Source organism: Pseudomonas taiwanensis DSM 21245 (assembly GCF_000425785.1).
In the GTDB taxonomy this organism is placed as follows: domain Bacteria; phylum Pseudomonadota; class Gammaproteobacteria; order Pseudomonadales; family Pseudomonadaceae; genus Aquipseudomonas; species Aquipseudomonas taiwanensis.
This window is the reverse complement of the sequence record NZ_KE384450.1, coordinates 1-26256: the sequence shown is the minus strand read 5'-3', so window position 1 is coordinate 26256 and position 26256 is coordinate 1. Positions and strand designations below refer to the sequence as shown.

The window sequence follows — 26256 nt, the reverse complement described above, 5'->3', positions numbered from 1 at the left end:
CAATCTGTCCCCTCGCCGCGGGATTGTCGTACCCGGCCACAGTCCGCAAAATGCGTATTCACCCTGTACCTCGCTGCCCAGGCAGCTCATGGAGTCCGAGCCTATGCCACATGAAAGCAGCCTGCTGCAAACCGCCGTCATCTTCCTGCTCGCCGCCGTTGTCGCCGTGCCCTTGGCCAAGCGCCTGCAACTGGGCGCCGTCATTGGTTACCTGCTGGCCGGCGTGGCCATCGGCCCGCAGGCGTTGGGCCTGATTCGCGACACCGAAAGCGTCGCCCACATCTCGGAACTGGGAGTCGTCCTGCTGCTGTTCATCATCGGCCTGGAACTGTCACCTCGGCGCCTTTGGCTGATGCGCAAATCGGTGTTCGGCGTTGGTACTGCACAGGTGCTGCTGACCGGCGCGGTCATCGGTGCCATTGCCTTGTATGGCTTCGACCAGTCATTGCCCGCCGCCGTGGTGCTGGGCCTGGGCCTTGCGTTGTCGTCTACCGCCCTGGGCCTGCAGAGCCTGGCCGAAAGCAAGCAACTCAATGCCCCCCATGGCCGCCTGGCGTTCGCCATCCTGCTGTTCCAGGACATTGCCGCCATCCCGTTGATTGCCTTGGTACCGCTGTTGGCCGCGAGCGGCCCTGACACCAGCCACGGCGACAGTCTGGAACATGGCCTCAAGGTTTTTGCCAGTATCGCCGTGGTGATCGTCGGTGGTCGTTACCTGCTGCGTCCGGTATTCCGCACGGTGGCCCGTACCGGACTGCCGGAAGTGTCCACCGCCACGGCGCTGCTGGTGGTCATCGGCACCGCCTGGCTGATGGAGCAAGCCGGTATTTCCATGGCCTTGGGCGCCTTCCTTGCCGGCCTGCTGCTGGCTGACTCGGAGTACCGCCACGAGCTGGAATCGCAAATCGAACCGTTCAAAGGGCTGCTGCTGGGCTTGTTCTTCATCAGCGTGGGCATGGGCGCTAACCTGCGCCTGCTGCTGGACATGCCGCTGGTACTGCTGGGCCTGACACTGTTGCTGGTGGCAGTGAAGCTGGTGCTGTTGATTGGGGTGGGGCGTTTGGCCGGTGGCCTGAACAGCGCCAGCGCCCTGCGCCTGGGCATGGTCCTGGCGGCGGGTGGCGAGTTTGCCTTCGTGGTGTTCAAGCTCGGCAAGGACCAGGGCTTGTTCGATGCCCAGACTTACGACCTGCTGCTGATGACCATCACCCTGTCGATGGCCATCACGCCGCTGCTGATGCTCGGTTGCGCTCGGGCACTGAAACGCCCGCAGCCACCGCGTGAAGTGCCGGAGCAGTACAAGTCCATCGATGCTGGTACGCCACGCGTGGTGATTGTCGGCATGGGCCGCATGGGGCAGATCGTGTCGCGTATCCTGCGGGCCCAGAAGATCCCATTCATTGCCCTGGAAACGTCGGTGGACGCCATCGAAATGACGCGCATGTTCGAGCAGGCTCCGGTGTTCTACGGCGACCCACTGCGTCCTGAAGTGCTGCACGCGGCCAAGGTCGGCGAAGCGGAGTACTTCGTGATCACCACAGATGATCCGGAAATCACCACTCGCACGGCGGAACGCGTGAAGCGTCTGTACCCCCACCTGAAGGTGCTGGCACGCGCACGCAACCGTCAGCATGTGCACAAGCTGGTGGATGTGGGTGCCGAACCGATTCGCGAGACGTTCTACTCGAGCCTGGAAATGTCACGCCGCGCTCTGGTTGGGTTGGGCTTGAGCGAAGAGCAGGCCACTGACCGCATCGAACGATTCACCCAGCATGATGAAGAAGTGCTGGTTGCTCAGGGACAGGTGCGCGATGACCGGGCAAAAGTCATGCAGACCGCCAAGGAGGCGCGCATGGAGCTGGAGCGGTTGTTCGACTCCGATGCGGATTGAGCGCCTTTAGGCCAAAGCCAGTCGCGCCAAGGGAGGGGGCTCCCGCCGCGCGGCTTGGCAAAGGTCGTTTGCACCGTCATCTACCGCTGCATTCCCCATCGCCGCACCGTCAGCCGCTCCAGGGTGTTGAACACCAACCCTTCCACCAGCAAGCCGATCAGGATCACCACGGCCAAGCCTGCGAACACCTTGTCGGTGTAAAGCTCGTTGCGGTTCTGGAAGATGTACCAGCCTAAGCCGCCCTTGCCGCTGCTGGCGCCGAACACCAGTTCCGCCGCGATCAAGGTACGCCAGGCAAACGCCCAGCCGATCTTCAGCCCCGACAGAATCGACGGCAACGCTGCCGGCACCAGAATGTGCAACACCAGGCGCAGTCCCTTGAGGCCGTAGTTGCGCCCGGCCATGCGCAAGGTGTCCGATACCCCGAGGAACCCTGCATAGGTATTGAGCGCCAGCGCCCAAAGGACCGAGTGCACCAACACGAAGATCAAGCTGTTGTCCCCCAGACCGAACCACAGCAAGGCCAAGGGCAGCAGGGCGATGGCCGGCAATGGGTTGAACATCGAGGTGAGGGTGCCGAGCAAGTCGCGTCCGAGCTGGGTCGATACCGCCAGGCTGGTCAGCCCGAACGCCAGGACGATGCCGAGCACGTAGCCCTTGAGCAACACCACCAGCGACACGCCGACCTTGGCTGGCAGTTCACCACTGAACATGCCGTCCCAGAGCGCTGTTGCAGTTTGCAAAAAGCTCGGCAACAACAGGTCATTGCCCTGGTAGCGGGCGATGGCTTCCCACAGGGCGGCGATGGCGATCAGGATCACCACCTTGCGCAACCCGCCCAGTTGCCAAAGGCGCTGGGCCAGTGGCAGTCGACGTTCAAGAGGCACACTGAGCAGCGGCTCCAGCTGCACCTCGTATTCCTGGCGTACAGGTGTAGTGGTCATGGCTGAGCTCCTGTCAGTAGGCGATGCGAATATCGTTGAAGCCGAGGTCAGCCGCCTGCTCGGGTGCGTCCGCCTCGTCGAACAGCAGACGATGGATACGCCGGGCGCTGGCCTGGAAATCGGCAGCCCCCAGGCTGCCAAGGTCGTACTGATGGCTGTGCACTTGCGCCCTCACCCGCCCTGGGTGCGGCGACAACAGCAGAATGCGGTTACCCACCACCAACGCCTCTTCGATGGAGTGGGTGACGAACAACAGGGTGAAACGCACCTCTTCCCAAAGCAGCAGCAGTTCTTCCTGCATCTTGCGACGGGTCAGTGCATCGAGCGCGGCGAAAGGCTCGTCCATCAGCAGGATCTTGGGCTGGGTGGCCAGTGCCCGGGCAATGGCCACCCGCGCCTTCATGCCACCCGACAGGGTATGCGGGTAGGCATCGGCGAATGCCGCCAGGCCAACCTTGTTCAAATAGTGCAGGGCGCGCTCCTGGGCCTCGGCGCGCTTGAGCTGACCAGACACCAGCAGCGGGAACATCACATTCTGCTTCACCGTCTTCCACGGCGGCAGTTGGTCGAATTCCTGGAATACCACGATGCGGTCGGGGCCGGGGCCCTTGACCGGCTGGCCCTGCAACAGGATCTGCCCTTCCTGGGGCTCGATGAAGCCGGCCACGGCCTTGAGCAAGGTGGACTTGCCGCAACCAGACGGGCCGAGCAGAACGAATCGGTCGGCGTGATCGACTTCGAAGCTGACCTGGTGGGTAGCCCGCACCACGCGCTGCGCCGTGCGGTATTCGAGACTGAGATTATTCACCTGCAGCAAGGCGGGTGCGTCGGCACGGCTCAGGTTGCTGGCCGTGTGGCCTGGCAATGGGGCGGTCATGATCGATCAGCTCCCCTGCAGCGGGCGTTCATCCTGGAAGAAGTAGTCCTTCCACGACTCCGGCTTGTTCTTGATGGCACCGACGCGGTAGAGGAAATCCGCCAGCTTGTAGGTGTTCTTCGGCGTAACGGTGAATTCGTATTGCGGGTTGTCGATGAGCTTGATCAGCGCGTCACGGTCGATCTTGGCCTTGGTCACGCGGATGTAGGTATCGGCCGCGGCGGCCTTGTTCTTCTGGGCGAAGTCCGCCGCCTCGGCCAGCGCGTCGACGAAGGCCTTGTAGGTTTTGGGGTTGTCCTTGCGGAATTTCTCGGTGGCGAACAGCAAGGTCGGCGAATTTGGCCCTAGCAAGTCGTAGCTGTTGAGCACTACATGCACGTTCTTGTTGGCCAACACCTGGTCCTGGAACGGCGGGTTGGAGAAGTGTCCATTGAGTTCCGTGCCACCCGCCAACAGGGCTGCGGTGGCATCCGGGTGCGGAACGGCCAGGGTGTACTTGTCCAGGCGATTGTATTCCTTGTCACCCCACTGCTGCGCGGCAGCGTACTGCAGGAAGCGTGACTGCACCGAAACACCCACGGCCGGCACCGCGATGCGGTCCTTCTCGGAAAGGTCGGCGATGGTCTTCACATTAGGATTGCTGCTGACCAGGTAGTACGGGAAGTTGCCTAGCGAAGCCACGGCCTTGACGTTCTGCCGGCCCTTGGTGCGGTCCCAGACAGTGAGCAGCGGGCCGACACCGGCACCTGCGATGTCAACCGAGCCAGACAGCAACGCGTCGTTGATCGCGGCGCCACCGGAAAGCTGGGCCCAGTCGACTTCGATGTCGATGCCCTGCTCCTTGCCGTGCTTCTCGATCAGGTGCTGGTCGCGCACCACATTCAACAGCAGATAGACGATGCCGAACTGCTCGGCGATGCGGATCTTGCCTTCGGCCTGGGCTACCGCGGGTGCGGCGAGGCTGCCGATGACCAGGCTTGCGCCCAGGCCGATGCTCGCCGCCAGGCGGCTGATGGATTTGCGCATGATGTGGTTCCTCAGTCGTCAGAACGGGGCATCGCCCTGGATGGTGGTGCGGTACAGCTTGCGCCGCAGGTGTGCGGGGCAGCCGGTGGCTAGGTGGATCAGCGAGCGGTTGTCCCAGAACACCAAGTCATGGGGCTGCCACTGATGGCGGTAGATGTTTTGCTCAAGCACGCTCAAGGCGTAGAGCTGCTGCAGCACGTCACGGCTTTCGTCCTCTGGCAGGCCGACGATACGGGTGGTGAACCCCTCGCTGACGAACAGTGCCTTGCGCCCGTTTTCCGGGTGCGTACGCACCACCGGATGGATGACCTCCTGTACTTGAGCCAGTTGTTCGGCGGTCAGGGTCGGACGCCAGTTGCCTTCGAACTTGGTCTCGGCGTAGCGCGCGGTATAGGAGTGTGCAGCGCTGCGGCCCTCGACCACCTTGCGCAGGGCTTCGGGCACCGCGTCCCAGGCCTTGTGCATGTCAGCGAACAACGTGTCGCCCCCTTCGCTGGGCAGCTCCTGGGCATGGAGCATCGAGCCGAGGCTGGGGAGTTCCTTGTACGAAAGGTCCGAGTGCCAGAACTTGCCAGCATCACCCAGGCCTATGTTGCGACCTTCCTCGACGATGTTGGACACGATCAGGATTTCCGGGTGGCCCGCCAACAGGAACTGCTTGAGCACATGAATCTGCAGCTCGCCGAAGCGGCGGCTGAAGACGATTTGTTGTTCGGGGCTGATCCGTTGCTCCCGGAACACCAGCACATGGTGGTCAAGGTGGGCACGGTGAATGCGCTGGAAATCTTCGGCGTTGACTGGTTTGGCCAAGTCCAGGCCGATGATCTCGGCCCCCACGGCACCGGAGAATGGACGGATTTCGAAGAATTGCGGCTGGGCGCTGTCGATGGACGACAAGGCGTTCGAGGCGGCTGACATGTTTCACTCCCACGCAGTGCGCGACTTCAGGGCGCGCGACGATCAGAAACGCACGGGGTTTTCCCGTGTGGGTTCAAGTCGTGCGGCGCGCCGATTGGTCGGCGGGTACGCAGTGGGAGCGACTATAAGGGCATAAGAAAAATAATTTAAATATCTTTAACGAATAACCATATGAAGCCGTTCATGCATCGCCCCAAGCGCTGGATGCCCATCAGCGCCACTCGCTGTAGGGCTCCAGTGAGGTGACCGGTAACGCCAGGTTGCCTCGCCATGGTTCGAACATGTAGCGCACATAGAGCATCGCATGGCTGGGTGCGTAGTCATCGCTGTGTTGCCAGTCGAACCCACCGCCCAATGCCCAGCGGTCGCTCAAGCGCCGTTCGAACGCCCCATGCAAGCGGTAGCCCAGGCCATTGCTGTCGCTGGCTTCGGTCATGGCGTCGATGTTCGACGCGATGATGTCGTAACGCGCCAGCAACTTGCGGTTCAGGCTCTCGTTCGGATAGACACGACTGCTGTCGCTGTGGGCACGGGACCAACTGACCGACCCCTCCACCAGGAACGACCAATCGTAGTTGCGCCAGGCATAGCTGACCGGTACTCCGATCGACTCATAGCGCTGCGGGCTGTAGTAACCGCCCTGGCCCAGACTGTAGCCTCCCAGGTCCTTGTCATATCGCCAGTGCATCAGGGTCAGGCCGACCCGCACGCGCTCGTCCGCCTTTTCGACCGCACGGTAGTAATAGCCGGCCATCGCGCGGGTACGCTGGTTGTCGGCAACGTTCTCACCGTACAGCCAGTGGTGCCCGAGGCTTGCCCAGACGCCATGGTCCCCACCTTGGTCCCAGCTCAGGCCAAGGGTGGCACCGTTGGCCGTAACACCGCCCCAGCGGACGTTGGTAGCCGGGTCGCGAGCACCTGCGAAAGACAGCAACGAGTTGCTCATCGGCCGGCGCGAGGCAGCCAGCGACCAACCGACCTGTCCGAGGTCGCCGTTGACGATTGCGCCGCCCAGCCAGTTATTGACCTCGTACCCTTGGGTAGTGCCCAGGTCGAAGCCCCAGCGCTCGTTCTGCCAACCAAGCGCCAAAACACCTCCATTGGCCGTTTGCGAGCCCGGGCGGCAGGTCGGCAATAGCGCCCCGCTACGGGTGACGCCGACAAACTGGCAAGTACCGAAATCAGCGGTGTTGTTGCCATTCTCGTCCAGATCGAACGAACCAGCATCCATGCCGATGCGCTCCACGCGCGCAAACGCCCTACCGTCTTCCCAGGGGGTATCGACATGCAGCAGGGTCGATTGGGTGCTCAACCTGGAAATACCAGGAGTGCCGTCGTTCTTGCGCCAACCGTAGTCATGCATCAGGGTGACGTTGGTATTGCGCTGGCGGTACAGCTCATCCACATCGCTGCGCAGGCTGCGCACCAACCAGTCGTCCGCGTCCTTGGCGCGACTGGCCAAGGTCAGGGCGCGGTCGTCGCGTGGCGATACCGCCGAGCGGCTGAGCAACTGCGCGTCGGCCATCGCTGCGGCATACAAGTCCAGCGCCCGCTGAGGGTCCTTGGCCGCGACCAGGCGGGCAGCATCTCGGCGCAGCAATGGGTCGGGCTGGGTCTGCCGCGCGGCAATCCGGTCCAATAGCCTGGCGGCCTTGTCCTTCTCACCCAATGCGACCCAGACGGTCGCCAGGCGCCGCTGGGAGTCGATCTCCTGATCGTTCAGTTGCAGCGGCTGTGCGGCCAATGCCTGTCGCACACGCGCCAGGTCACCTTCGGCAACCCAGCTCTCCATCACGCCAAGGCGCGCTTCGGCTCGCTGCGGCTGAACGTCCAGCACACGCTGGTAATAGCCACGGGCCTTGCCATGCTCGCCCCGCTCTGCCGCCCAGTCAGCCATCAGCAGGAGGTCGTCGGGGTCACCCTCGCCGTGGGCCAGACCCGCTTCCAGAACGGCGGTCGCCTCATCGGTACGGCCCTGCTCCTGCAAGCGCTGAGCTTGCGCCAAGGTCATGCGACGACGCACGCGCTTGTCCAGCGCATGCATATCGTCGGTCCAGGCGCTTTGCGGGACAGCCTGCAGGGTATTGCGAGCCAATGCATCACGGTCGCTGGACTCAAGGTACAAGCCATGGGCATAGCGGGTAGCCGGATCCGCTGGCTGGCGCTGCAGCAACCTTGCGAACGCGGCGTCCGCCTCGCCGTCACGCCCTTGCTGGCGCAGGCTGTTGGCCAGTTGATAAACCAGCCATGGCTCATCCGGTGCGAGCTCGACAGCCTGCCCCAGCACTTGGCTGGCAGTGATCCAGTCCTGTCGCTGTAGGGCCGCGTCGCCCTGCTCGCGCAGGCGGCCAAGGACAAGGCTGCGGCGCAGGCTGGCGAACTGGGCCTGTTGCGCTGCTGGCAAGCTGTCCAGATAGGCTTCGGCCTTGGCCGTGGATTGCGCCTGATAGATACGCATCAGGCCGCGCACCGCGCTTTCATTGTCCGGCACCATTCGCCGCACTTGCAGGTACTGCCGCTCGGCACCGGCCAGATCGCCTTCGGCAAATGCCACATCGGCCAGACCAAGCAAGGCGAACTCGTCTTCAGGACGTTGCTGACGCGCCTGTTGGTAAAGTGCACGAGCACCGCGCAGGTCTTGCTTCTCGAGCAAGCTGTCTGCCTTCTGCAGCAGGCCCCAGTACTGACTGGACGCTTCAAGGTCTTTCCACTTGCTCATCAGGCGAGTGTTCTGCTCGATGGACGCCGCCTGGCGGAATGACGTGTTCGCCTCCGCATAGCGACGCTGGCGCATCAATGCGACGCCCAGCGCCCCGTGCAGGCTTGCATCGTCCGCATAACGACGCAGCGCCAGGCGCAGTTGTGCCTCGGCTTGAACGTTCTGCTCCTGGTCGAGCAACGCTTTGCCCCGCTGGCCGGCCTGCCAGGCAGGGTCAGCCACGAGGGTGCGCTGCTGCTTGAGGTTTTCGCCGGCCAGTGGCAACAGCGGCGAAGCGGGATAGCGCTGGGCGAAAGCCTGCCAGCCCGCGACACTGTTGGCGCTCACAGGTTGTTCGGACAGATAGTCGAATTCGCGCTGCGCGGCAGCGTCGCGTGCCGCTGGGTCGCGGGACAGCTGTTCGAGCACCGCCAGCGCTTCGTGGTTGCGCCCTTCACTGAACAACCAGCTGGCCAGGGTTTGCCGTAGACCGGCGTTGCCCGGGTACTGTCGATCCAGTTGCTGCAACTGCTCGATCGCGTCCGGCCGCTGACCGGCGAGGTTTCCTCGCACGCGCCAATAATCCAGGGCCAACTCCAGACTAGGGGGCTCGCCCGCGAACAACTGGTCATAGGCAACCAGTGCCTCGTCATAGCGCCCTGTCACGGCCATGAGGCGGGCTTGCTGAAGGCGTTGCACCTGCTCCGGCTGCTGCAGTTGCAGCAAACGCCTGGCCTGGCGCTCCTGGGGGCTGCCGGGAGCGACTTGGCTTATGCTTTCGCGCAGTTGCTCTGCTTCCTGCGGCTTTTGCTCACGCAGCGCCAGGCTCAGCGCGGCGAGCAACGCGTCGGGGTTTCGTGGCTCCAACAACCGCAACCTGGCCAGGGCGTTATGAACCAGATCGTCACGGTGCAACGCCTCGCCGATTCGCACCTGCTCAAGCAGCCATTGGCGCTGCCCGTCGCTGTCCTTCGGTTGAGCGGCCACGGCACAGGACAACGCGCTCAGCGTCAGCACGCCGATCATTCGGAACATGGTGCACTCCAGGCAGGCAGCAAACGACCTTCTTTGTCGAAGCGATAGCGGGCTTCGTCCCAGCCTTGGCCGAACAAGGCGAGGACCTGGTTGTAATACGCTTGCGGCTCGGCCGGTGACTCATGCAGCCGTTTGCGCTGGGCTTCGAGGGCCACCTGGCCATTCGGAATGCTGGCCAGCAGTGGCAGCAAGGCCGCTGAAAAGCCAATCGGGCCATGGCCACTTTCCTGACCGCTGCGGGCATCGATGCTTTCCGGCGGCAGGCCGCTGCGCAGGGTCAACGCAGCCATCGGTGCGAAATGGCGCAGCATCTCGTCGCGCTGCGCCGCCCCCTCGGCCAGCATGCCGAGCCACAGGTAAACGCGAATGGCGTCATAGTCACCGCCACTTCCATGCTCAGGGTCGGGGCGGATAGCGGCCGCTGGAGTCCACAACAGCCAGTCCGGTGCGAACCCTTTGGGCGAAGCCTGCAACCAGACTCGGCGAACGTTACTGGCCATCTCGCCCCACAACGGGTCGACCAGGGCGAAGCGGTCGAACAGTTGCGGTGGCAGGTAGCTGGGGTTCAACCGCCAGCCCTTGTCGCTCTCGAAACCGTAGTCCGCGGGTAGCAACATGACGCCCAGGCCGGGAAGCTTGCGGACGCTCTGTGCCGCAATACGCCAGAGCATGCTCTGGCCCAATTGGCCATAGCCGGGTTCGCTCCAGAGCCTCCCTGCTTCGAGCAGGCTGTAGGCGATCCACAGGTCGGCATCGCTGGCATTGTTGCTGTCCAGCACCTGCCACTGGTTTTGCGGGCTACGCCCCCAAAGCCAGGCTGGCAGATGCCTTGCGAGGTTCCCTTCGGCAAGGTTGTTGCTGGTCCAGCGCAGCACGTTGGCGAAGGCTTGGCGATCATTGCCCACCAGGGCAAAGAACAACGCGTAGCTCTGCCCTTCGGACGTCGAGACCAAGCGTTTGTCACTGCGGTCGAGCACCCGGCCATCTTCGCTGACCAACTCGGTCTTGAAACGCTCCCAGGCCGGCCACGGACAAGCCGTCGAGGCCGCCGCGACAGTGGGCAAGCACATCACCAGCAATGCTCCCAGCAGCCGACGCATGTTCAGTCAGCCTCACCCAGGCGACGACGCCCGGCCCAACGCAGCGCACGCCACAGAAGGAAGGCGAACAACAGCACGCTGACGGTAGCGATCACTGCGATCAGCATCGGGTAGTCGGACAGGTGGAACCACAGCAACAGCCACCATGGCAGCTCACCGACGAAGTAATGCTCACCGACGAACTGGCTGCTGACGCCGCTGGTGCGCACCAACGCGACAGAACCGGCCACGGCTTCCAGCTTGCCGGAGTCCGCCAGCACGTCGCGCAACAAGGCGTAATCGGCGTCGGAACGGGCCAGCAGCGCCACGACACTGCGTTGCTCATGGAACGGCGACTTCAAACCGGTGATTGCAGCGAGCGGCGCCTGCGCGCTGACTTCGACGCGGCTATTGGGCACAACCGGCGCGTTATCGAAGCGCTGGCTGCCCGGTACATCCAGGGTACGCCCCTGCACCATCCAGTCTCGCTGGGCATTGAGCAACAGCCCGAGGTTGGGGACGTCGTGCAGGCTCTCGGGCAGTGTGCCGATGAGCAGCAGGTCGGCGTCGGCATCCGCGACGTTTCTCCAGTTGTCACTCAGGCGGACGTTCAGCGCGGGGTAACCGATCTGCCCAGCCAGGCTGCCGACGACGTCGAGCAAGGTACCGACCTGCATCGGTGTGGGCGTGCTCGGTACGACGATCACGGTTTCGGAAAGGTCGGCCATGCGGCTGTAAGGGAAACCGCTGCGGGCGAAGGCGCGCAGGTCTGGCATGGCCATGTAGTGGTGGTAACCGGACAGGTCGATGGTCGAGTTCTCATCGATCGCCGCTCGCACATCAACGGGCAGTGAGGTCTGGCAATGGTCACGCTGGGCGCTGCCCAGGGTGCTGGCGAAGCTGAAATCGAAGCGCAAGCGGTTACGCGCACCGATTTTCAGGGCGGGCACCAACGATTGCTCGGTCAATGCAGTACTGTCGGTGGACAGCACGCTCAAGCGCATTTCTTCGAGCGTACTGCTGCGACGATCGTTACCCACCAACGGCATGCTGGTGATGTACTGGTCGTTGACGCTGATGCTCAGGCGCGACTCGTCGGTAACGGCCGGCGGTGTGTAGCGGTACAGGGTCTGCAACGGAATACCCTGGTTGCGCCAGACGAACAGGTCCGGTGGCAGGTTCACGTCAAGGGTAATCGGCCGTGGCTGTAAGCCGCTGACCTGCAACTGTTCCGGATAATCGAGCAGCTCGGAGAAACGCACCGGCCGGTCGGTGCGCGTCCAGTTCGGCGCGTCGTATGGCTTGCGCGGCTCAAGGGCGGCCATCTGCTCGACCTTGACCCGAGACCCGCGGAACAATTCGGTGCCCACCGCCAGCGCCGAGGCGGCCTTGACCAAGTCGTCGTCGTTGCGCCCAAGCACTAGCAGCAGTTTGCTCCAGCGATCGGTCGGATGGTCGATCAGTTGCACCACTGGACCATCTACCGGCGGAAATTTCTCCAGGTCGGCGAGGAACGCCGGGCGCCGTTCGTTACTGGCGAACACGATGGCCGGCTTGGGCTTGTCGCCGCTGGCAGGCAGGCTGTCGAACGATACCGGGAAGGTCGCCTTGCGCCAGCCGGCCTTGCTGCCGAAGTATGACGACAGGATCGCTGCCGCTCGCTGCTCACCCAGCGTCGGCGAATCGGCGAACACCACCGGAAGCTCGACCTTGCTAGTGTCGCGCGCGTCGAAGAACGGCAGCGGGAAGTAAGCGAGGTCGTTTTCCACAGCCAGCGCCTGCTCGCGCAGCTGCACCTGGCTCTTGCGGTTGAGGTTCAACCACAGGCCGCTGTGTGCCGGGTCTTCACAGATGTCGGTGTAATGCCCGACGAACTCCAGGCGAACGCGGTTGAAGTCGGTCACCAGCTTCGGGTCCAAAGGCAGTTGACGCCGCACACGCTGGCCGAGCTGATCCTTCTCTACCGGAACCACGCCCATCAACTCGTCGTTGAGGTAGACGCGCAGGTGGGAAAGGTTCGGCAACAGCGCTGGCGAAGGGGTGTAGTCCAGTTGCAGGACCGCCTCGGTGGCCAGCCGATCCCGACGCACGCCGAACTCGATGTTTTCGCTGTTGCGCACACCCAGCAACAGGCTGTCGGAGGCTTGGCCGAGTTGCTCGAACGTCTTGATCACCGGCCAGTTGGGGACCGTTGGCTCGGCCGGCATAACGAGAGGGGCTACGGAGGCGACAGCTGCGTTCTGGAACAGGGAGGCGAGCAGCGCCAGCGCCAGGCCCCAAGTGCGCGCGGGGTAACGAGTCATCATGCGTCTCGGTCAACAAGATTCGTGGATGGAAGGGGTTGTGGTGTGCGTGGCATGTAGCTGGCCAGCCAACGCGCCAGTTCACGCACTGGTTGCAGACGCTCGCTGAGCCAGCCCGGGGCGTGTTCGACCAGCCGTAGGTAGCCTATGCCACCCAGCTTGAGCACCTCGCCGAGGCTGCGCAGCGGGCGATCGACTTCATGCTTGTCCTGCCAGCCCAGCCAGGCGTCGGCACGGGCAAAGGTGCAGTGCACCAGGTCGATACGTTGTTGCAGGCTCAGGCCGTCGAAGGTCAGGCCCAGGTGACGGCCGACGATTCGGGTGACCCGGGCATTGAACGCAAACTCGCGCTGGCCCCGGGTCAACAGCAAGCGTACACGCGCTCCTGGGGCTGGCGTCACACCGTCGCCCAGTTGCAGGCCGATGCCGCCATCGGAGTAGTCGACCAATGTGCAGGGGAAGCCGTGGCCACTTTCGAGCAGCAGCGCAGCCGGCAAGTGCATCTGTACACGGTGGGCCCGACGTACCTGACGCACTTCGGCAGCCACCGCGCAGGCGGCGCCGAGGATCAGCAGGTTGTAGATCACCCACAGCGAACTGACGATCACGGTGCCGATTTCCGCAGCAGGGCCTGTGATCAAGCGCCAGACGGCGAACCCGAGACCAACGACATTGAGCGCCGCCAGGACCAAGTACGGTTGGGCAATGCGCCAGTCGAACTGCTCCTGCTCCATCAACCCGCCCTTGGCCGTGACATTGAACTTGCCCTTCTTCGGCGCAAACAATGCAACGGTGGTGGGGCGTGCGATGTACCAGGCCAGCACCGTCTCGTAGACCTCGCCCCAGAAGGTCTGACGATATTTACCCTGCATGCGCGAGTTGGTGAGGCTGGCATGAATCATGTGCGGCAGCACGTAGAGCAGGATCATCACGGCAGGCGCATAGATGATGTAGGCATGCAGCAGCAGAAACGCCAAGGGCGCCGTGAGGAAGATCAACCGAGGCAGACCCGCAAGGAAGTGCAGCATGGCGTTGGCGTAGCACACCCTCTGGAACAGGCTCAAGCCACGGCCGAACAATGGGTTGTCGGTACGGAATATCTGCACCATGCCACGCGCCCAGCGAATGCGCTGGCCGATGTGCGCCGACAGGCTTTCGGTGGCAAGCCCGGCGGCCTGGGGAATGCTCAGGTAGGCCGAGGTCCAGCCCTGGCGGTGCATGCGCAAGGCCGTATGGGCATCTTCGGTGACCGTTTCGACGGCGAAACCACCAATGCTTTCCAGCGCGGTGCGGCGCAGGACGGCACAGGAGCCGCAGAAGAAGGCGGCGTTCCACATGTCGTTGCCGTCCTGGATCAGCCCATAGAACAACTCGCCTTCGTTTGGCCGCCGGCGGAAAGAGCCCAGGTTGCGCTCGAATGGATCGGGCGAGAAGAAGTGATGCGGTGTCTGTACCAGCGCCAGCTTGGGATCCTTGAGGAACCAGCCAACGGTCATCTGCAGGAAGGAGCGCACCGGCACATGGTCGCAGTCGAAAATGGCAATCAGCTCGCTCTCGGTCACACCAAGGGCATGGTTGAGGTTGCCAGCTTTCGCGTGCTTGTTGTCGGGGCGCACGATGTAGCCCACACCCACTTCGTCGGCGAAGGCACGGAACGCGTCGCGCCGGCCATCGTCGAGGATATAGATGCGCAGGCGATCACGTGGCCAGTCCAGGCCGAGTGCGGCGAGCACGGTGGTGCGTACCACCGACAGATCCTCGTTGTAAGTGGGGATCATCAGGTCGACGGTGGGCCAGTGTCCGGGGTTCTGCGGAAGGCTTGCGGGTTTGCGCTGCAGCGGCCAGCACGTCTGGATATAACCCAGGATCAAGACGAACCACGAGTAGGTCTCCGCTGCCAGCAGAATCACACCGCAGACCAGGTCGAGCGTGTCGTTCCAGTTCAGTGTCGAGGTGTAACGCCACCACAGGTAGCGGCACGAGATGATCGTCGACAACACGATGAGCATTAGCGTCGGGAATCGGCCTGGCATGTAGCGCACCAGCATGGCGATGCCCCACAGCAGGAAAATGAACACCAACTGCGCCATATACCCGAAGGGCTCCGTCACGCACAGCAGGGCCAGCGCCACGGCGCACAGGGTAAGAACGGTATAGAACAGGCGCCTGCCGAAAACGCTCAAGCGGCGCAAGCGCTGGGCCGCATCGTGCTGCAAGGCACTGTCTCGAAAGCGCGCGGGGACCTGCATCATGGTTTCGGCCAATCGGGCGCGGTAACGGCGTATACCCTGCCACACGCTACGCAGGCGACTCGCCACGGCGGTCAAACCACGCGCCAATCGGCCTGGATTGCGAGGTGAGGGTACGCGTCTGAGCAGTAACCACAGGCACTGGATCAACAGGCGCAGCGGGTCGCCCAACGTGGGCCGTTTGCCGACGAACTGCGGAAACAGTCGCTGACGCTCAGCCAGCAACGCTTGCCAGGCAGGCGACTCAAGGCGCAGGAACAGATATGCCAGCCATACGCCCAGGGTGAACAGCAGTGCGACGGGGCGATGAGCGCCCCGAGCGGTGAAGTAGTCGTAGGCCGAAAGAGGCGTCAGATTCACGCTTGCCGCCTCGCCAGGCAACGCACCGCCAGGCTCTGCACATCACGGGATGCCAGGCTCTGCGGTGCATAGTGGCCCACCGGCGCCTTGCAGGCGAAGGCTTCGACGAAAGCTTCGTCCCGGTGCACCAACTGCATCGGCAAACGGTTGCGGAACAGGTCACGCCAAACCATCAATACATCGCTCTGCAGGCTGCTCGCGGGGTCGAAGCGATTGACCATGAGCAGGTCGTAGCGCTCGACCTGCTGGCGACCGAGCAGGACGTGGCTTGCCATCTCGGCCTCGGCCACCAAGATTCGCATGTCCGTCTCGAAACCACGGGTGGTCTCGGCACTGACAGGATGGGGAAGGTCGAACAACAGCCAGTCGAAATGCTTGCTCAGCACGGCCTGTCGCAGACGCCAACGCTCAGCCGTGTCGTAACCCTCGAGGCCCCTGAGCTGGCTGTGGCCAACGTCGCCAAAGGGGATCAGGCACAGTCTATCGAGCACTTCGTACAGAGGCTCTTCGACGGGCCGCCCTTGCAGTTCGGCAAGTGCCCAACCGTCTTGCTGGTCCAGTGGCAGGTTGAAATGCAGGCCCAGCAGATTATCCGGGCTCAGATCGACCAACAGCACGCGCTCGCCCAATTCGCGCAGGGCATAACCCAGCGCTGCAAGCACAGCACTGCGGCCGAGGCCACCACGCAAACCGTGCATCGCCAGGCTGATCATGGCACGACTGCCTCAGGCTGCACTGTACGATCGCGATCATGCCGGGCCTGCTCCTGGCGAGCCCGGCAGCTTTCACCCAGCAATGGCCAGCGCTGCAATGCCTGCTGCACACCCACCATCATGGAGATGTCCTGGTAACTCAGGGTAGACATGTCCAGAAACTGACGAAGCTGAGCGATGTCGTCACTGCGATCGGATGGGTCAGCTTTACCAGCCATCACGGGCTCTCCTTGGGAATGGGCTGCCAATCCGGCTGGCCTTGCAAGCGCATGTAGGTATGGCCCTGGAAGTTCAGGACCTGGGCACCGGAGGTTTCCGAAACAAGCTCGGTGGTCGGCAGGTCTGTCAGCAAGCTTGGCAAGTCCAGGGTTTGGCCAGCCCCGAGGCCTGCGTACACGCGCGACACCAGCTCGGACAAGGCCAGGAAGCTGGTCGGCGAACTGACCTTGAGCGGCTCGCTACGAGCAGGCTGGCCCATGCCGATGAACTTGAGGCCGACCGGTACGTGGGTGATCGATGGCGTTGGAATCTCACGCATACCGGACAACTGCATGCGGTCGCCGTGCAAGGCGGCGCCGTGTTCCGGGACGATGGCCACCACCACCCGACGGCCGCTGCCTTCGAGCTCATCGAAGAACTTGCCAAGGTCCGAGAACAGGCGATTGGCCCGCGTGGCATAGTCAGCCGGGCGTGTACCGCCGTCGGCCGTCACCATGCGGTTGCCGTCATGCAGGCTGATGGTGTTGTAGAACAGCGAGACATGCTGCTCTCCCGAGGCCTTGCGCTTGCCCCACCATCCGCTCAGGACATCCAGGTCGCCAGCGATCGGCGAGCCGTCGAAGCTGACCAGCGCCCTTGGAAAATCGCCGGTGCTGAAACCAGGTTGGGGCATGTGCTGGCTAGTGATGTCGCCAATGAAATTGTCGAAACGGCCGCTGTGGTTGAGCAAGGTCTGGCTCTGGAAGCCCAGCCTGGAGAGGTTCTGGAACAACAGACACTGGTCGGGAGCCGGCTGGTACAGGCCGGCATGGGACGACTGCCCGCAACTGGCCCTGAGCACACGAATGGCGGCGGGGCCGCTGTAGGAAGTGGCCGAGTTGAATTGATCGAAGATCACGTCCATCCGGGAGAACAACGGGTTGTCATGCAGGCCGACGGCCGAGAGGTCGTCCCACGCCAACGAGCAGACGTTGATCACCAGTAAGTCGAACGGCTGCTCATCCTCTTTCACAGCGGGGAATGAGGTCACCCGCTGGCGCTCGCTGGCAAAGAAGCGGTCGAGCCAGGCATTGAGGGTCGCATTGTCAGCCACCGCCGCCGTGGGCGCACTGGCAGCCGCCGTGGTGGTTCCCGCAAGGGTCGGTGAGCTGCTCACGACGTTCAGCGATGGCAGGCCGCCGACGGCCAGCCACGCGAGCCCGACCAGGCTCAGGGTGCTCAGGCGCAACCAGTGGCGCAGGAACAGGTAGCCCACCAACAGCAATACCAGTGCACCGATCAGGTTCCAATTGATGAACCTTGCCATCAGCTCCAGCAGGTAGCTCCAGGAAAAGTCGAGTACCCCCGGTTGCTCCAGCAGACGGCGGAACGGCGGCAGCCAAGTGTCGTGATAAAACAACGCTGCACCCAGCGGGATCGCGACGACCTGCCGACCGATTCGCAGCCACTTTCCCGGCAACGGTACCAACAGCAGTGCCGCGAACAGCAGGTTCGGCAATGCCTGGAAGTCGAGCATGCCAAGCGCGACCAACAGGAACTTGGCCAGGAAATACAGGTTCCAGGCACCCAGGCCGCGCCAGCCTGCGGGTACCGATGCGGTGAGTGTCGAACTAGTCATGTTCAGGATCCTGGCGCACGACTCGGCGGCGCACACCGACCGGTCGCAAGTGGCGGGGGCGCAAATGACGGCGCAGCCAGCCCAGCGCCAGGGTGCGAACACGCATCACGAACAGAACCAGCAGCAGGGTCATCAGTGCGCTGAGGCCAATGACCTGCAGCAATTGCGCAAAATTCATACTGCCCCCCACTGACGCAGGGCGATCTGACGAGGCGCCAGGGCCGCCCTTTTCTGCGCCGATGGCAAGGCGACCGATTCGGCCAGCGGAGGCTTCGGCATGGTTTCGTCGAGAAATGCCGGGGTGGCCAGGTTGTCCAGACCCACCAACACATCCTGACTGATGAAGAGCTCTTTCCAGGACAGCTGGAAGATATGATCCAGCGCCTGTTCAACACCTTCCGAGCGGCATGCGAACAGGAACAGGAACAGCACATCGCCCACGACACAGGCTATGTCGCCATCGCGGCGGAACACCGTGCGCGAACACGCCTGCAAGGGACTCAAGCCGGGCGCTGGGCGCAGCACCAACAACTGGTGGACGATTTCACCATTGCGCACGCCATGCCACATCTGTTGCACCGCCTCGGCGAAGGTACGGGGCGCAACCAAACCACACACGGGGAGCGGGCGGAGGCGCGCAAGCAAGGCATCGAAATCGGTTGGCAAGCTGCGGCGCCAGACATAGCCCTGGATGCTGTCGACCATGGTGAGGAAGCGCGAAAGGCTGGCACCGAACGGCACGATCTGCGTGGCGCCACAGGCCAGCAGCAACTGTTCGTCCTGATAGCGCAGTGTGGGGGCCATCTCGCGCACGACCAGTTTCAGGGCATTACCGCGCAACTGGCGCAGGGTATGCAGCTGACGGGCCAGGACATCGAGACGCTGCCCAGCGTCCATGGCGAAGATCACGGTGGCCGAGATGGCGCGACTGGCTTTGGCGCCAAGCTCGCTGATACTGTCGAACACTTCCCAATGCTCGGAGAACGCGGGCGCACCTTCCAGCACCTCGCGCTGGGCCAGGCAGAGTATTTCATCGCCGCCGGTATCAGGCAGCGATTGCAGGGTACCGGCAACCGCGAAGCCCCCTTCCTGGCGCGCCAGCTCGACGTCCTGCGTACCCGTCACGCCGAGCATGTTGCTCCAGAAATGCTGCAGGTACCGCACGCCGCCTTTGCCACGGTAAACCTGTGCCAGCCCGTCGATAGCCTGGTTGAACGCGCGAAGCCGTTCCACCAGCCAGACGCTTTGCCCCGTGCTGACGACCAGCAGCAATGCGCCATCCTTGAGGGCAGCCTGGCGTAGCGCATGGCACCAGCGCTCGACCTTGCTACCCTCCCACACGTCGGTGGGTACCAGGGCCAGGATAACGCGTCCGGGGATATCGATACGGGGCAGGTCATCGAGCAGGCGCAAGGTAGCCTGGCCTTCGGCCTCGTACAGTGCCAGCTCCGCTGGACCGCGAGCCGCATCCAGCCCATCCAGTACCTCACGCACACCACGCCCGTCACCGATCAGAGCCGCCCGACCCTGATCGGACATGCCCTCGATGACTTGCCGGCATAGTGTGGTGGCGTCTTCTGCGGTGTCACAGGCCAACCAATACAGGCCTTGCTCATGAAACTGACTATGCTCGGCACCTAATCCGGGAATAGCCAACAACGGAATGCTTTTCGTCAAAACTCTGACTCTGAATTCTAGATGAAGCTATTTCGAGGGTTAGAGCCGCACACGAGCAACTGCGGCTTAATGACGAAAAGGAGGCGTCAAAAAAACGACATATGCGAAGGCAGGCTTGGTTTAGGACGTCAATTCTACAGCACTTCGGAAAAGTAGTGTCAACATGATATGTAACGACGCGGGCGCACACGTTTGCCGAACGATTTGTGTGACCAAGGTCAAATTTCGCCGGTAATTCCAGATCTCGCCAGCCGCCCGCAAACGCATTCCGCCGACGCTTGCACAGCGCCTAACGCTCCCGCAGCGCCTCGGTCTGCGCCTTGATGATCGGCTTGAGCAGGTAACTCATGATGGTTTTCTTGCCGGTCTTGATATCGACCGTGGCTACCATGCCAGGGATGATCAGCAGCGGATTATCGTCGCTGCCGAGGTGACTGCGCTCGGTGCGCAGACGAATGGGATAGTAAGTGGTCTTCTTGTCCTCATCGAGGATGGTATCGGCGCCTATTTGTTCGAGCTTGGCTTCCAGGCCGCCATAGATGGTGAAGTCATAGGCCGTGAACTTGACCATGGCTTCCTGGCCCGGGTGCAGGAAGGCGATGTCCTTGGGCAGGATCTTGGCCTCGATGACCAGGGAGTCGTCCAGCGGCACCACTTCCATGATGTCGCTGCCCGGCTGGATCACGCCGCCGATCGTATTGACCAGCAACTGCTTGACGATGCCACGCACCGGCGAGGTGACCACGGTGCGGTTGACTCGATCGTCGAGCGCCTTGGTGGTAGCGGTGGCTTTGTTCAGTTCGGTCCGGGCTTCATTGAGTTGGGTCAGGGCATCACTGCGGAACTTGCCGCGCGTTTCCTCGATCTTGCTCTGGATCTCCTTCACCGCCGCCTCGGCGCGGGGAATGGCAAGGGCCGTAGCATCGACCTCGCCGCGGGTTTCTACCTCGGAACGACGCAGGCGCAGGATCTCGACCTGGGAGATCGCGCCTTTGGCCACCAGTGGCTCGGACATGCTGATTTCCTGACGCAGCAGCTGCAGGCTTCTGGCGTACTGGTCGTGCTTGGACTGGAACTCGCGCAGCTCTTGCTGGCGCTGCACCAACTGTTGCTGCAAGCCCCCCACCTCATCGCTTAGCTGCTGACGTCGGCTCTGGTACAGCGACTCTTCGCTCGCGGCCTGGCTGGGCGCTGCGTCGCGCAGTTTCTGGTCGATGTTCAGAGGCGTGCCTTCAACCTCGGCGCTCAGGCGTTCGACACGCAGGGCCATGGCCACGCGATCGGCCTCGGTTTCGCCCTTGTTCGACGCGAAGCGGGTTTCGTCCAGGCGTAACAGTGGCTCGCCCACTTCGACGATCTCCCCTTCCTTGGCGAAGATTTCGGCGACGATACCTCCTTCGAGGTTCTGGATTTTCTGCACCCTGGACGACGGAATCGCCTTGCCCTCGCCCCGCGTCACTTCGTCGATGGGCGCGAAGCTGGCCCAGACGATGAGGAAAATGAAGAAGGTGATCACCCCCCAGATGGTCATGCGCACCACCCGCGGGGCATCTTCGATCAGCGCCTTGTTGACCTCGGGCAGCGGCTGCCCACGGAGCGAATCCGAGCCTTTGAAGTAACGCCGCAGGTGGTCCTTGAGGTGACCGATATCGAGCCTAAGCGACACTGATCTGCCCCTTCTTCAGCGCATCCATGACGGCGGTTTTCGGACCGTCTGCAACCACTTGGCCACGGTCGATGACCACCAGCCGGTCGACCAGCGACAGCAGCGAAGCGCGGTGGGTCACCAGCACCACAGTCTTGGTTTCGATGACCGCCTGCAGGCGCTGCTTGAGGCGCTCTTCGCCGGTGTTGTCCATGGACGCGGTCGGTTCGTCGAGCAACAGGATCTGCGGGTTGAGCAGCAGTGCCCGGCCCAGGGCGACGTTCTGGCGCTGGCCGCCGGAAAGGTTCTGCCCGCGCTCGCCAACCTGCAGCTCGTAGCCATCGGGGTGCAGGCGGGCGAACTCATGCACGCCGGACAGCTCGGCGGCCTGCAGGATCATCTCGTCTTCGATGTAGCGGGCACCACTGACCAGGTTATCGCGAAGGGTGCCGGCCAGCAGTTGGATATCCTGGGGCACGTAGCCGATGTTGTGGCGCAGTTCGCTGACGTCGATCTGGCGAATGTCCACCCCGTCGACCAACAGCGAACCGTTGGAAGCTTCGTACAGGCCGACGATGAGTTTGGCCAGCGAGCTCTTGCCCGAGCCGCTGCGTCCGATGATGCCCACCTTCTCCCCTGGGCGAATGGTAAGGCTGACGTTCTTCAGTGCCTGGTTCTGCTGGTTGGGGTAGGTGAAATCAACACCACGGAACTCGATGGCGCCTTGCAGCACCTGGCGCCTGAGCGGACGCTCTTCGAAATTGCGCTCCTGAGGCAGCTCCATCATCTGGTCGGTGGCAGCCATGGTCACCTTCGCCTGCTGGTAGCGCGCCAGCAGCCCGTTAAGCTGGCCCAGCGGTCCGAGCGCACGGCCGCTGAGCATATAGCAGGCTACCAGGCCACCCATGCTGAGGCTGCCGTCGATGATGAGGTAGACGCCGACGCAGATCATCGCGACCCCGGCCAGTTGCTGGATCAACAGGGTGATGTTCATGGCCAGACCCGACAGCACCTTGACCCGTAGCTCCAGGCGGCTGAGGGTGCCGAGGGTCTGCTCCCACATGTACTGACGTTCGCTTTCGGCGTTGTTGACCTTGACCGCGTCAAGGCCCGCCAAGGTCTCGATCAGGCTCGACTGACGCTCGGAGGCCAGTGCCATGGTCTTTTCCATGGTTGCCATCAAGGGCTTCTGCAAGGCGTAGCCGATACCCAGGGCCAACGGGAAGGCCAGGACGGGAATCCATACCAGGTGCCCCCCGATGATCGCGATCACCATGAGGATGATCAGGGTGAACGGCAGGTCGATCAGGCTGGTGAGCGTCAACGAGGCCAGGAAGTCGCGCAGCCCTTGGAATTCGTGGATGTTCTGCGCGTAACTGCCGACCCGCGCCGGGCGATACTTCATCGCCATGCCGACGATGCGCTCGAACAGCGTCGCCGAAATGATCAGGTCGGTCTTCTTGCCAGCCAGGTCCAGGCACAGGCTGCGCAATCCCTTGAGGATAAGGTCGAAGACATAGGCCCCGGTGATGCCCACCGCCAATACCCAGAGGGTGGAGGTGGCCTGGTTGGGTACGACTCGGTCGTACACGTTCATCACGAACAGTGGTGCGGCCAAAGCGATCAGGTTAATGACCAGGCTGGCGGCGATGGCGTCGATGTAAAGCCATTTGCTGCGCAGCAGCGTATCGCGGAACCAGGAGCGGGCTCGTGGGATGAGGTTGCCGTGGTTGACATCGAACTTGTGCTGCGGCTGGGCGAAGAACACACGGCCACTGTAATCACTAAGCAATGCTTCGCGGCTGACCAGGACCTCGCCACCGTCGCTCTCGCTGAGCAGCAGGCGTGCCGTGTCGGCGTTTTCCCAGCCCAGCAGAACAGCGGCGCGGCCCTCCTTGAGCAACAATATGGCGGGCATGGCGATACTGGGAATCTGCTCCAACCTGCGCTGCAGCAAGCGCCCCTGCAACCCGGCGCGGGCTGCGGCACGGGGTAGCAACTCGGGGGACAGGCGCTGGGCAGGCAGTGGCAATCCGGTGGTCAGCATCACCCGACTGGCGGGCTTTTGATGCAACACACACAAGGTCAGCAGACAGTCCAGCAGGGGATCGTCGTGCTGACTACGCGGATCGTGACTGAGTTGGACTCGACCGACTTCGGATTCCACGTGGCGCTCTCTTCCTTGGTGGTTGAGGGTAACAATCCGTCAACCATGGCCCGATGTTCTTTCAGGTGACGCCTTGGCAACCCAAAGGTTCATGCGTGCATTGAGTATTTCGTACAGGCGCATGTTGCCAGGCAACACTACTTCAAAGACTAACGCCTGGCGCCATGGGCGCAAGCCAAAAGTTACATATAAATCGCCCACACAGCGCTATGACAAAAGGTATCGCCGCCCTTGAGATACAGCGCACCAACCCGGGTGCGGGTCAGGAAGTCGTTACTAAATGATCACCAAGCCCAAGAGCTCACATTCCAACTAATACAAAAGTAAGAGTTGGCAACAAGCGAATTAACGATATGACATTAGATTGCCCAAGTCCTGCGATGAGACTGGGGAGTCAATAGTTCGCCACGTTCCGCCGTTTGAACGGGAAAGACTTCGACACATTGATAATTAAACACTAACTGCATTTCGCCGCACCTTCGACATCGGCTGATTTCACCCATCGGTCGGTCATGGAAGACACGCATCGGGATTATCGGGAGAGCCCTATGAGCACTGTGGTTGCCATCGTCAAAAGCATAGTTGGCCAAGTCATCGCGGTATCCCCAGAAGGCATCCGACGCCTGCTGATCGAAGGTGACCGCCTGTATGCGGGTGAGCAAGTGCTGACCGGGCCGGGTGGCGCCGTCACCTTGCAGCTGGCCGATGGTCGCTACGTGGACTTGGGGCGTGACAGCCAATGGAGCGCCGAAACGCCAGACAGCAGCACCGATTTGAGCCAGGCAACGGCGCAGGCAGCACCCTCGGTCGAACAGTTGCAGCAGGCGATCCAGGCTGGTGTCGACCCGACCACTGCGTTGGAGGCAACCGCTGCCGGGCCAAGCGCCGCGGGCGGTAGCGGCGCTCTCGGTGGCGGACACAGCTTCGTGCTGCTGGAGGCAACTGCGGGCGCAGTCGCACCCACCGTGGGTTATACCACCGGCCCCTTGGACTTCAGCGACGCGCTGAGCCTCGAGCAGTTCGCAGGGTTACAGGCTTCGAATACGACGACGCCTTCCGATCCAGTTGTTGCGGGCACGGCCGTAGTCTTGAGCGCCACTCCTTCGATCAGCGAGGCTGGGGGTTCGATCGTCTATGTCGCCACTGTCGGCCAGGCACCGCTCAGCGACCTCACAGTGACCCTGTCCAATGGCGCGGTCATCGTCATTGCCGCCGGGCAAACCAGCGGCTCGGTGAGCGTAGCGGTTCCTGCCAACGATACGGTTTATGTCGATGACCACGCGGTGTCGGCGAGCATCAGCGGGACCCGCGGAGGTGGCCAGCCGGTCAGCATCGATGGCACCCCCGCCACCACGCGCGTGGTCGATACGGTGGACACCACCACCGCGACCCTCACTGCCAGCCCGGCGGTCACCGAGGGAGGGACTGTCACTTATACCGCAACCTTGAGCAACCCCGCGCAGACGGCCGTGACACTGACGCTGTCCAACGGCCAAGTCATCACTATCGGGGCTGGACAGACCAGTGGCAGCGTAACGCTGCAGACCGCCAACGATGTGTACAAGGGCGGCACGACGCTCAGTGCCAGCCTCACCTCGGCGAGCGGAGGCAACTTCGAACACCTGGAGGTCAATCCGGCCCCTGCCCTGACAGTCGTCAACGACTCGACCGACGACAGCACGGTTACTCTTACTGCGACACCATCGGTGAGCGAGCACGGCACCATCGTCTACACGGCGAGTCTTTCGGCGCCTGTGACGGGTAGTCCGGTGGTGGTCACGCTCGCCAACGGGCAAGCCATCACTGTCCCGGTTGGCCAAAGCAGCGGCACGATCAGCGTGCCGGTGGGCAACGATGTGTATCAATCGCAGGGGCAAGTCACCAACAGCATCACTGGCGTGAGCGGCGGTAGCTACGAGAACCTCGTCGCCAATCCAACGCCAGTGAGCACCACGGTCACCGATGTGCAGGACACGACCACGGTTACCCTAAGCGCAACCCCAAACGTTGCCGAAGGTGGCCAGATCATCTACACCGCGACCCTCAGCAACCCCGGCCAGTCCGCGGTCACCGTCACCCTGAGCAATGGCGTTAGCATCGTCATCGCGGCCAACCAGACCTCAGGCAGTGTCAGCGTGCCGGCGCCGAGCGATGATCGCTATATCGATGCCGGGGTCGTCAGTTCGCGCATCACCAGCGCCACGGGCGGCGACTTCGAGAACCTCACCATCAACGGCACACCTGCGGTGACGACCGTTACTGATACCCGGGATACATCGACAGTGACCCTGACCGCCACCCCATTTGTGGCCGAAAGCGGCACGATCGTCTACACCGCCACGGTCGATGCGCCAGTGACGGGCTCACCGGTCGTGGTGACTCTCGCCAACGGCCAGACCATCACCATCCCGGTCGGGCAAAGCTCCGGCACGGCCACCGGCGCCGTGAGCAACGACGTCTACCAAGGGCAGGCACCGGTCAGCAACAGCATCACCGGGGTGAGCGGGGGTAACTACGAGAACCTGGTCGCCAATCCGACGCCGGTGAGCACCACCGTCACCGATGTTCAAGACACCACCACGGTCACCCTGACCGCCACGCCATCGGTGGCCGAGGGTGGCACGATTATTTACACCGCGTGTGTTGGTGCACCGGTCACCGGTAGTCCGGTGGTGGTCACCCTGGCCAACGGCCAGACCATCACCATCCCAGTCGGCCAAAGCTCCGGCACGGCCACCGGTGCTGTGAGCAACGACGTCTACCAAGGGCACGCACCAGTCACCAACAGCATCACCAGCGTTTCCGGGGGCAATTACGAGAATCTGGTCGCCAATCCG

The 26256-nt window shown here is 62.8% G+C and carries 17 protein-coding genes; 2 read left to right on the top strand and 15 right to left on the bottom strand.

The window, feature by feature from the left end:
- Positions 1–103 precede the first annotated feature (103 nt).
- Complete coding sequence (locus tag H620_RS0119040; RefSeq protein ID WP_023378090.1) at positions 104–1891, top strand: monovalent cation:proton antiporter-2 (CPA2) family protein; 1788 nt, start codon at positions 104–106, stop codon at positions 1889–1891.
- 80 nt (positions 1892–1971) lie between these two features.
- On the opposite strand, the gene H620_RS0119035 is transcribed toward H620_RS0119040, so the two are convergent.
- The 15 genes from H620_RS0119035 to H620_RS0118965 all read right to left on the bottom strand — a co-directional run bounded on the left by H620_RS0119035 (position 1972) and on the right by H620_RS0118965 (position 23419).
- The gene (locus H620_RS0119035) at positions 1972–2835 is read right to left on the bottom strand and encodes an ABC transporter permease (RefSeq protein WP_023378089.1); all 864 of its coding nucleotides are present in this window, start codon (positions 2833–2835) and stop codon (positions 1972–1974) included.
- Between the two features lie 13 nt (positions 2836–2848).
- Positions 2849–3712 carry an ABC transporter ATP-binding protein gene (locus H620_RS0119030; protein WP_023378088.1) on the bottom strand — a complete coding sequence of 288 codons (864 nt, stop codon included), beginning with the start codon at positions 3710–3712 and terminating at the stop codon, positions 2849–2851.
- A gap of 6 nt (positions 3713–3718) precedes the next feature.
- Complete coding sequence (locus H620_RS0119025; protein WP_023378087.1) at positions 3719–4738, bottom strand: ABC transporter substrate-binding protein; 1020 nt, start codon at positions 4736–4738, stop codon at positions 3719–3721.
- Positions 4739–4756: 18 nt separating this feature from the next.
- Positions 4757–5656: a TauD/TfdA dioxygenase family protein gene (locus H620_RS0119020; RefSeq protein ID WP_023378086.1), complete on the bottom strand. Its 900-nt coding sequence runs from the start codon at positions 5654–5656 to the stop codon at positions 4757–4759.
- 211 nt (positions 5657–5867) lie between these two features.
- Entirely contained in the window at positions 5868–9389 is a 3522-nt protein-coding gene (gene bcsC / locus H620_RS0119015) for a cellulose synthase complex outer membrane protein BcsC (protein ID WP_027907876.1), read from the bottom strand.
- Complete coding sequence (gene bcsZ / locus H620_RS0119010) at positions 9377–10489, bottom strand: cellulose synthase complex periplasmic endoglucanase BcsZ (RefSeq protein WP_027907875.1); 1113 nt, start codon at positions 10487–10489, stop codon at positions 9377–9379. The genes bcsC and bcsZ overlap by 13 nt, the downstream gene beginning before the upstream one ends.
- Positions 10490–10491: 2 nt before the next feature.
- Entirely contained in the window at positions 10492–12774 is a 2283-nt protein-coding gene (bcsB, locus tag H620_RS0119005; RefSeq protein WP_081669736.1) for a cellulose biosynthesis cyclic di-GMP-binding regulatory protein BcsB, read from the bottom strand.
- On the bottom strand, positions 12771–15380 hold the full coding sequence (gene bcsA, locus H620_RS0119000) for a UDP-forming cellulose synthase catalytic subunit (protein WP_023378082.1): 2610 nt from the start codon (positions 15378–15380) through the stop codon (positions 12771–12773). Before bcsA ends, bcsB begins: the two co-directional genes overlap by 4 nt.
- Positions 15377–16093, bottom strand: a complete 717-nt coding sequence (bcsQ, locus tag H620_RS0118995) for a cellulose biosynthesis protein BcsQ (RefSeq protein ID WP_027907874.1) — start codon at positions 16091–16093, stop codon at positions 15377–15379. Before bcsQ ends, bcsA begins: the two co-directional genes overlap by 4 nt.
- Positions 16090–16314 carry a cellulose biosynthesis protein BcsR gene (gene bcsR, locus H620_RS0118990; protein ID WP_027907873.1) on the bottom strand — a complete coding sequence of 75 codons (225 nt, stop codon included), beginning with the start codon at positions 16312–16314 and terminating at the stop codon, positions 16090–16092. The genes bcsQ and bcsR overlap by 4 nt, the downstream gene beginning before the upstream one ends.
- A complete protein-coding gene (gene bcsG / locus H620_RS0118985) occupies positions 16311–17930 on the bottom strand; it encodes a cellulose biosynthesis protein BcsG (RefSeq protein WP_027907872.1) in 1620 nt (539 codons plus the stop codon). Before bcsG ends, bcsR begins: the two co-directional genes overlap by 4 nt.
- On the bottom strand, positions 17923–18108 hold the full coding sequence (gene bcsF / locus H620_RS0118980) for a cellulose biosynthesis protein BcsF (RefSeq protein WP_023378078.1): 186 nt from the start codon (positions 18106–18108) through the stop codon (positions 17923–17925). The genes bcsG and bcsF overlap by 8 nt, the downstream gene beginning before the upstream one ends.
- Positions 18105–19595: a BcsE family c-di-GMP-binding protein gene (locus tag H620_RS0118975; protein WP_027907871.1), complete on the bottom strand. Its 1491-nt coding sequence runs from the start codon at positions 19593–19595 to the stop codon at positions 18105–18107. Before H620_RS0118975 ends, bcsF begins: the two co-directional genes overlap by 4 nt.
- Positions 19596–19896: 301 nt before the next feature.
- Positions 19897–21273, bottom strand: a complete 1377-nt coding sequence (locus H620_RS0118970; protein ID WP_023378076.1) for an HlyD family type I secretion periplasmic adaptor subunit — start codon at positions 21271–21273, stop codon at positions 19897–19899.
- Positions 21263–23419, bottom strand: a complete 2157-nt coding sequence (locus H620_RS0118965) for a type I secretion system permease/ATPase (RefSeq protein WP_023378075.1) — start codon at positions 23417–23419, stop codon at positions 21263–21265. The genes H620_RS0118970 and H620_RS0118965 overlap by 11 nt, the downstream gene beginning before the upstream one ends.
- Positions 23420–23967: 548 nt before the next feature.
- Between H620_RS0118965 and H620_RS25990 the strand changes: the two genes are divergently transcribed.
- The coding region (locus H620_RS25990; protein ID WP_155950814.1) for a retention module-containing protein at positions 23968–26256 on the top strand (2289 nt) is incomplete at its 3' end.

What these genes read in the sequence shown, in the direction of transcription:
- H620_RS0119040 (WP_023378090.1), top strand. Translation starts at nt 104, where the DNA reads ATGCCACATGAAAGCAGCCTGCTGCAAACCGCCGTCATCTTCCTGCTC.
- H620_RS0119035 (WP_023378089.1), bottom strand. Translation starts at nt 2,835, where the DNA reads ATGACCACTACACCTGTACGCCAGGAATACGAGGTGCAGCTGGAGCCG.
- H620_RS0119030 (WP_023378088.1), bottom strand. Translation starts at nt 3,712, where the DNA reads ATGACCGCCCCATTGCCAGGCCACACGGCCAGCAACCTGAGCCGTGCC.
- H620_RS0119025 (WP_023378087.1), bottom strand. Translation starts at nt 4,738, where the DNA reads ATGCGCAAATCCATCAGCCGCCTGGCGGCGAGCATCGGCCTGGGCGCA.
- H620_RS0119020 (WP_023378086.1), bottom strand. Translation starts at nt 5,656, where the DNA reads ATGTCAGCCGCCTCGAACGCCTTGTCGTCCATCGACAGCGCCCAGCCG.
- bcsC (WP_027907876.1), bottom strand. Translation starts at nt 9,389, where the DNA reads ATGTTCCGAATGATCGGCGTGCTGACGCTGAGCGCGTTGTCCTGTGCC.
- bcsZ (WP_027907875.1), bottom strand. Translation starts at nt 10,489, where the DNA reads ATGCGTCGGCTGCTGGGAGCATTGCTGGTGATGTGCTTGCCCACTGTC.
- bcsB (WP_081669736.1), bottom strand. Translation starts at nt 12,774, where the DNA reads ATGATGACTCGTTACCCCGCGCGCACTTGGGGCCTGGCGCTGGCGCTG.
- bcsQ (WP_027907874.1), bottom strand. Translation starts at nt 16,093, where the DNA reads ATGATCAGCCTGGCGATGCACGGTTTGCGTGGTGGCCTCGGCCGCAGT.
- bcsG (WP_027907872.1), bottom strand. Translation starts at nt 17,930, where the DNA reads ATGACTAGTTCGACACTCACCGCATCGGTACCCGCAGGCTGGCGCGGC.
- bcsF (WP_023378078.1), bottom strand. Translation starts at nt 18,108, where the DNA reads ATGAATTTTGCGCAATTGCTGCAGGTCATTGGCCTCAGCGCACTGATG.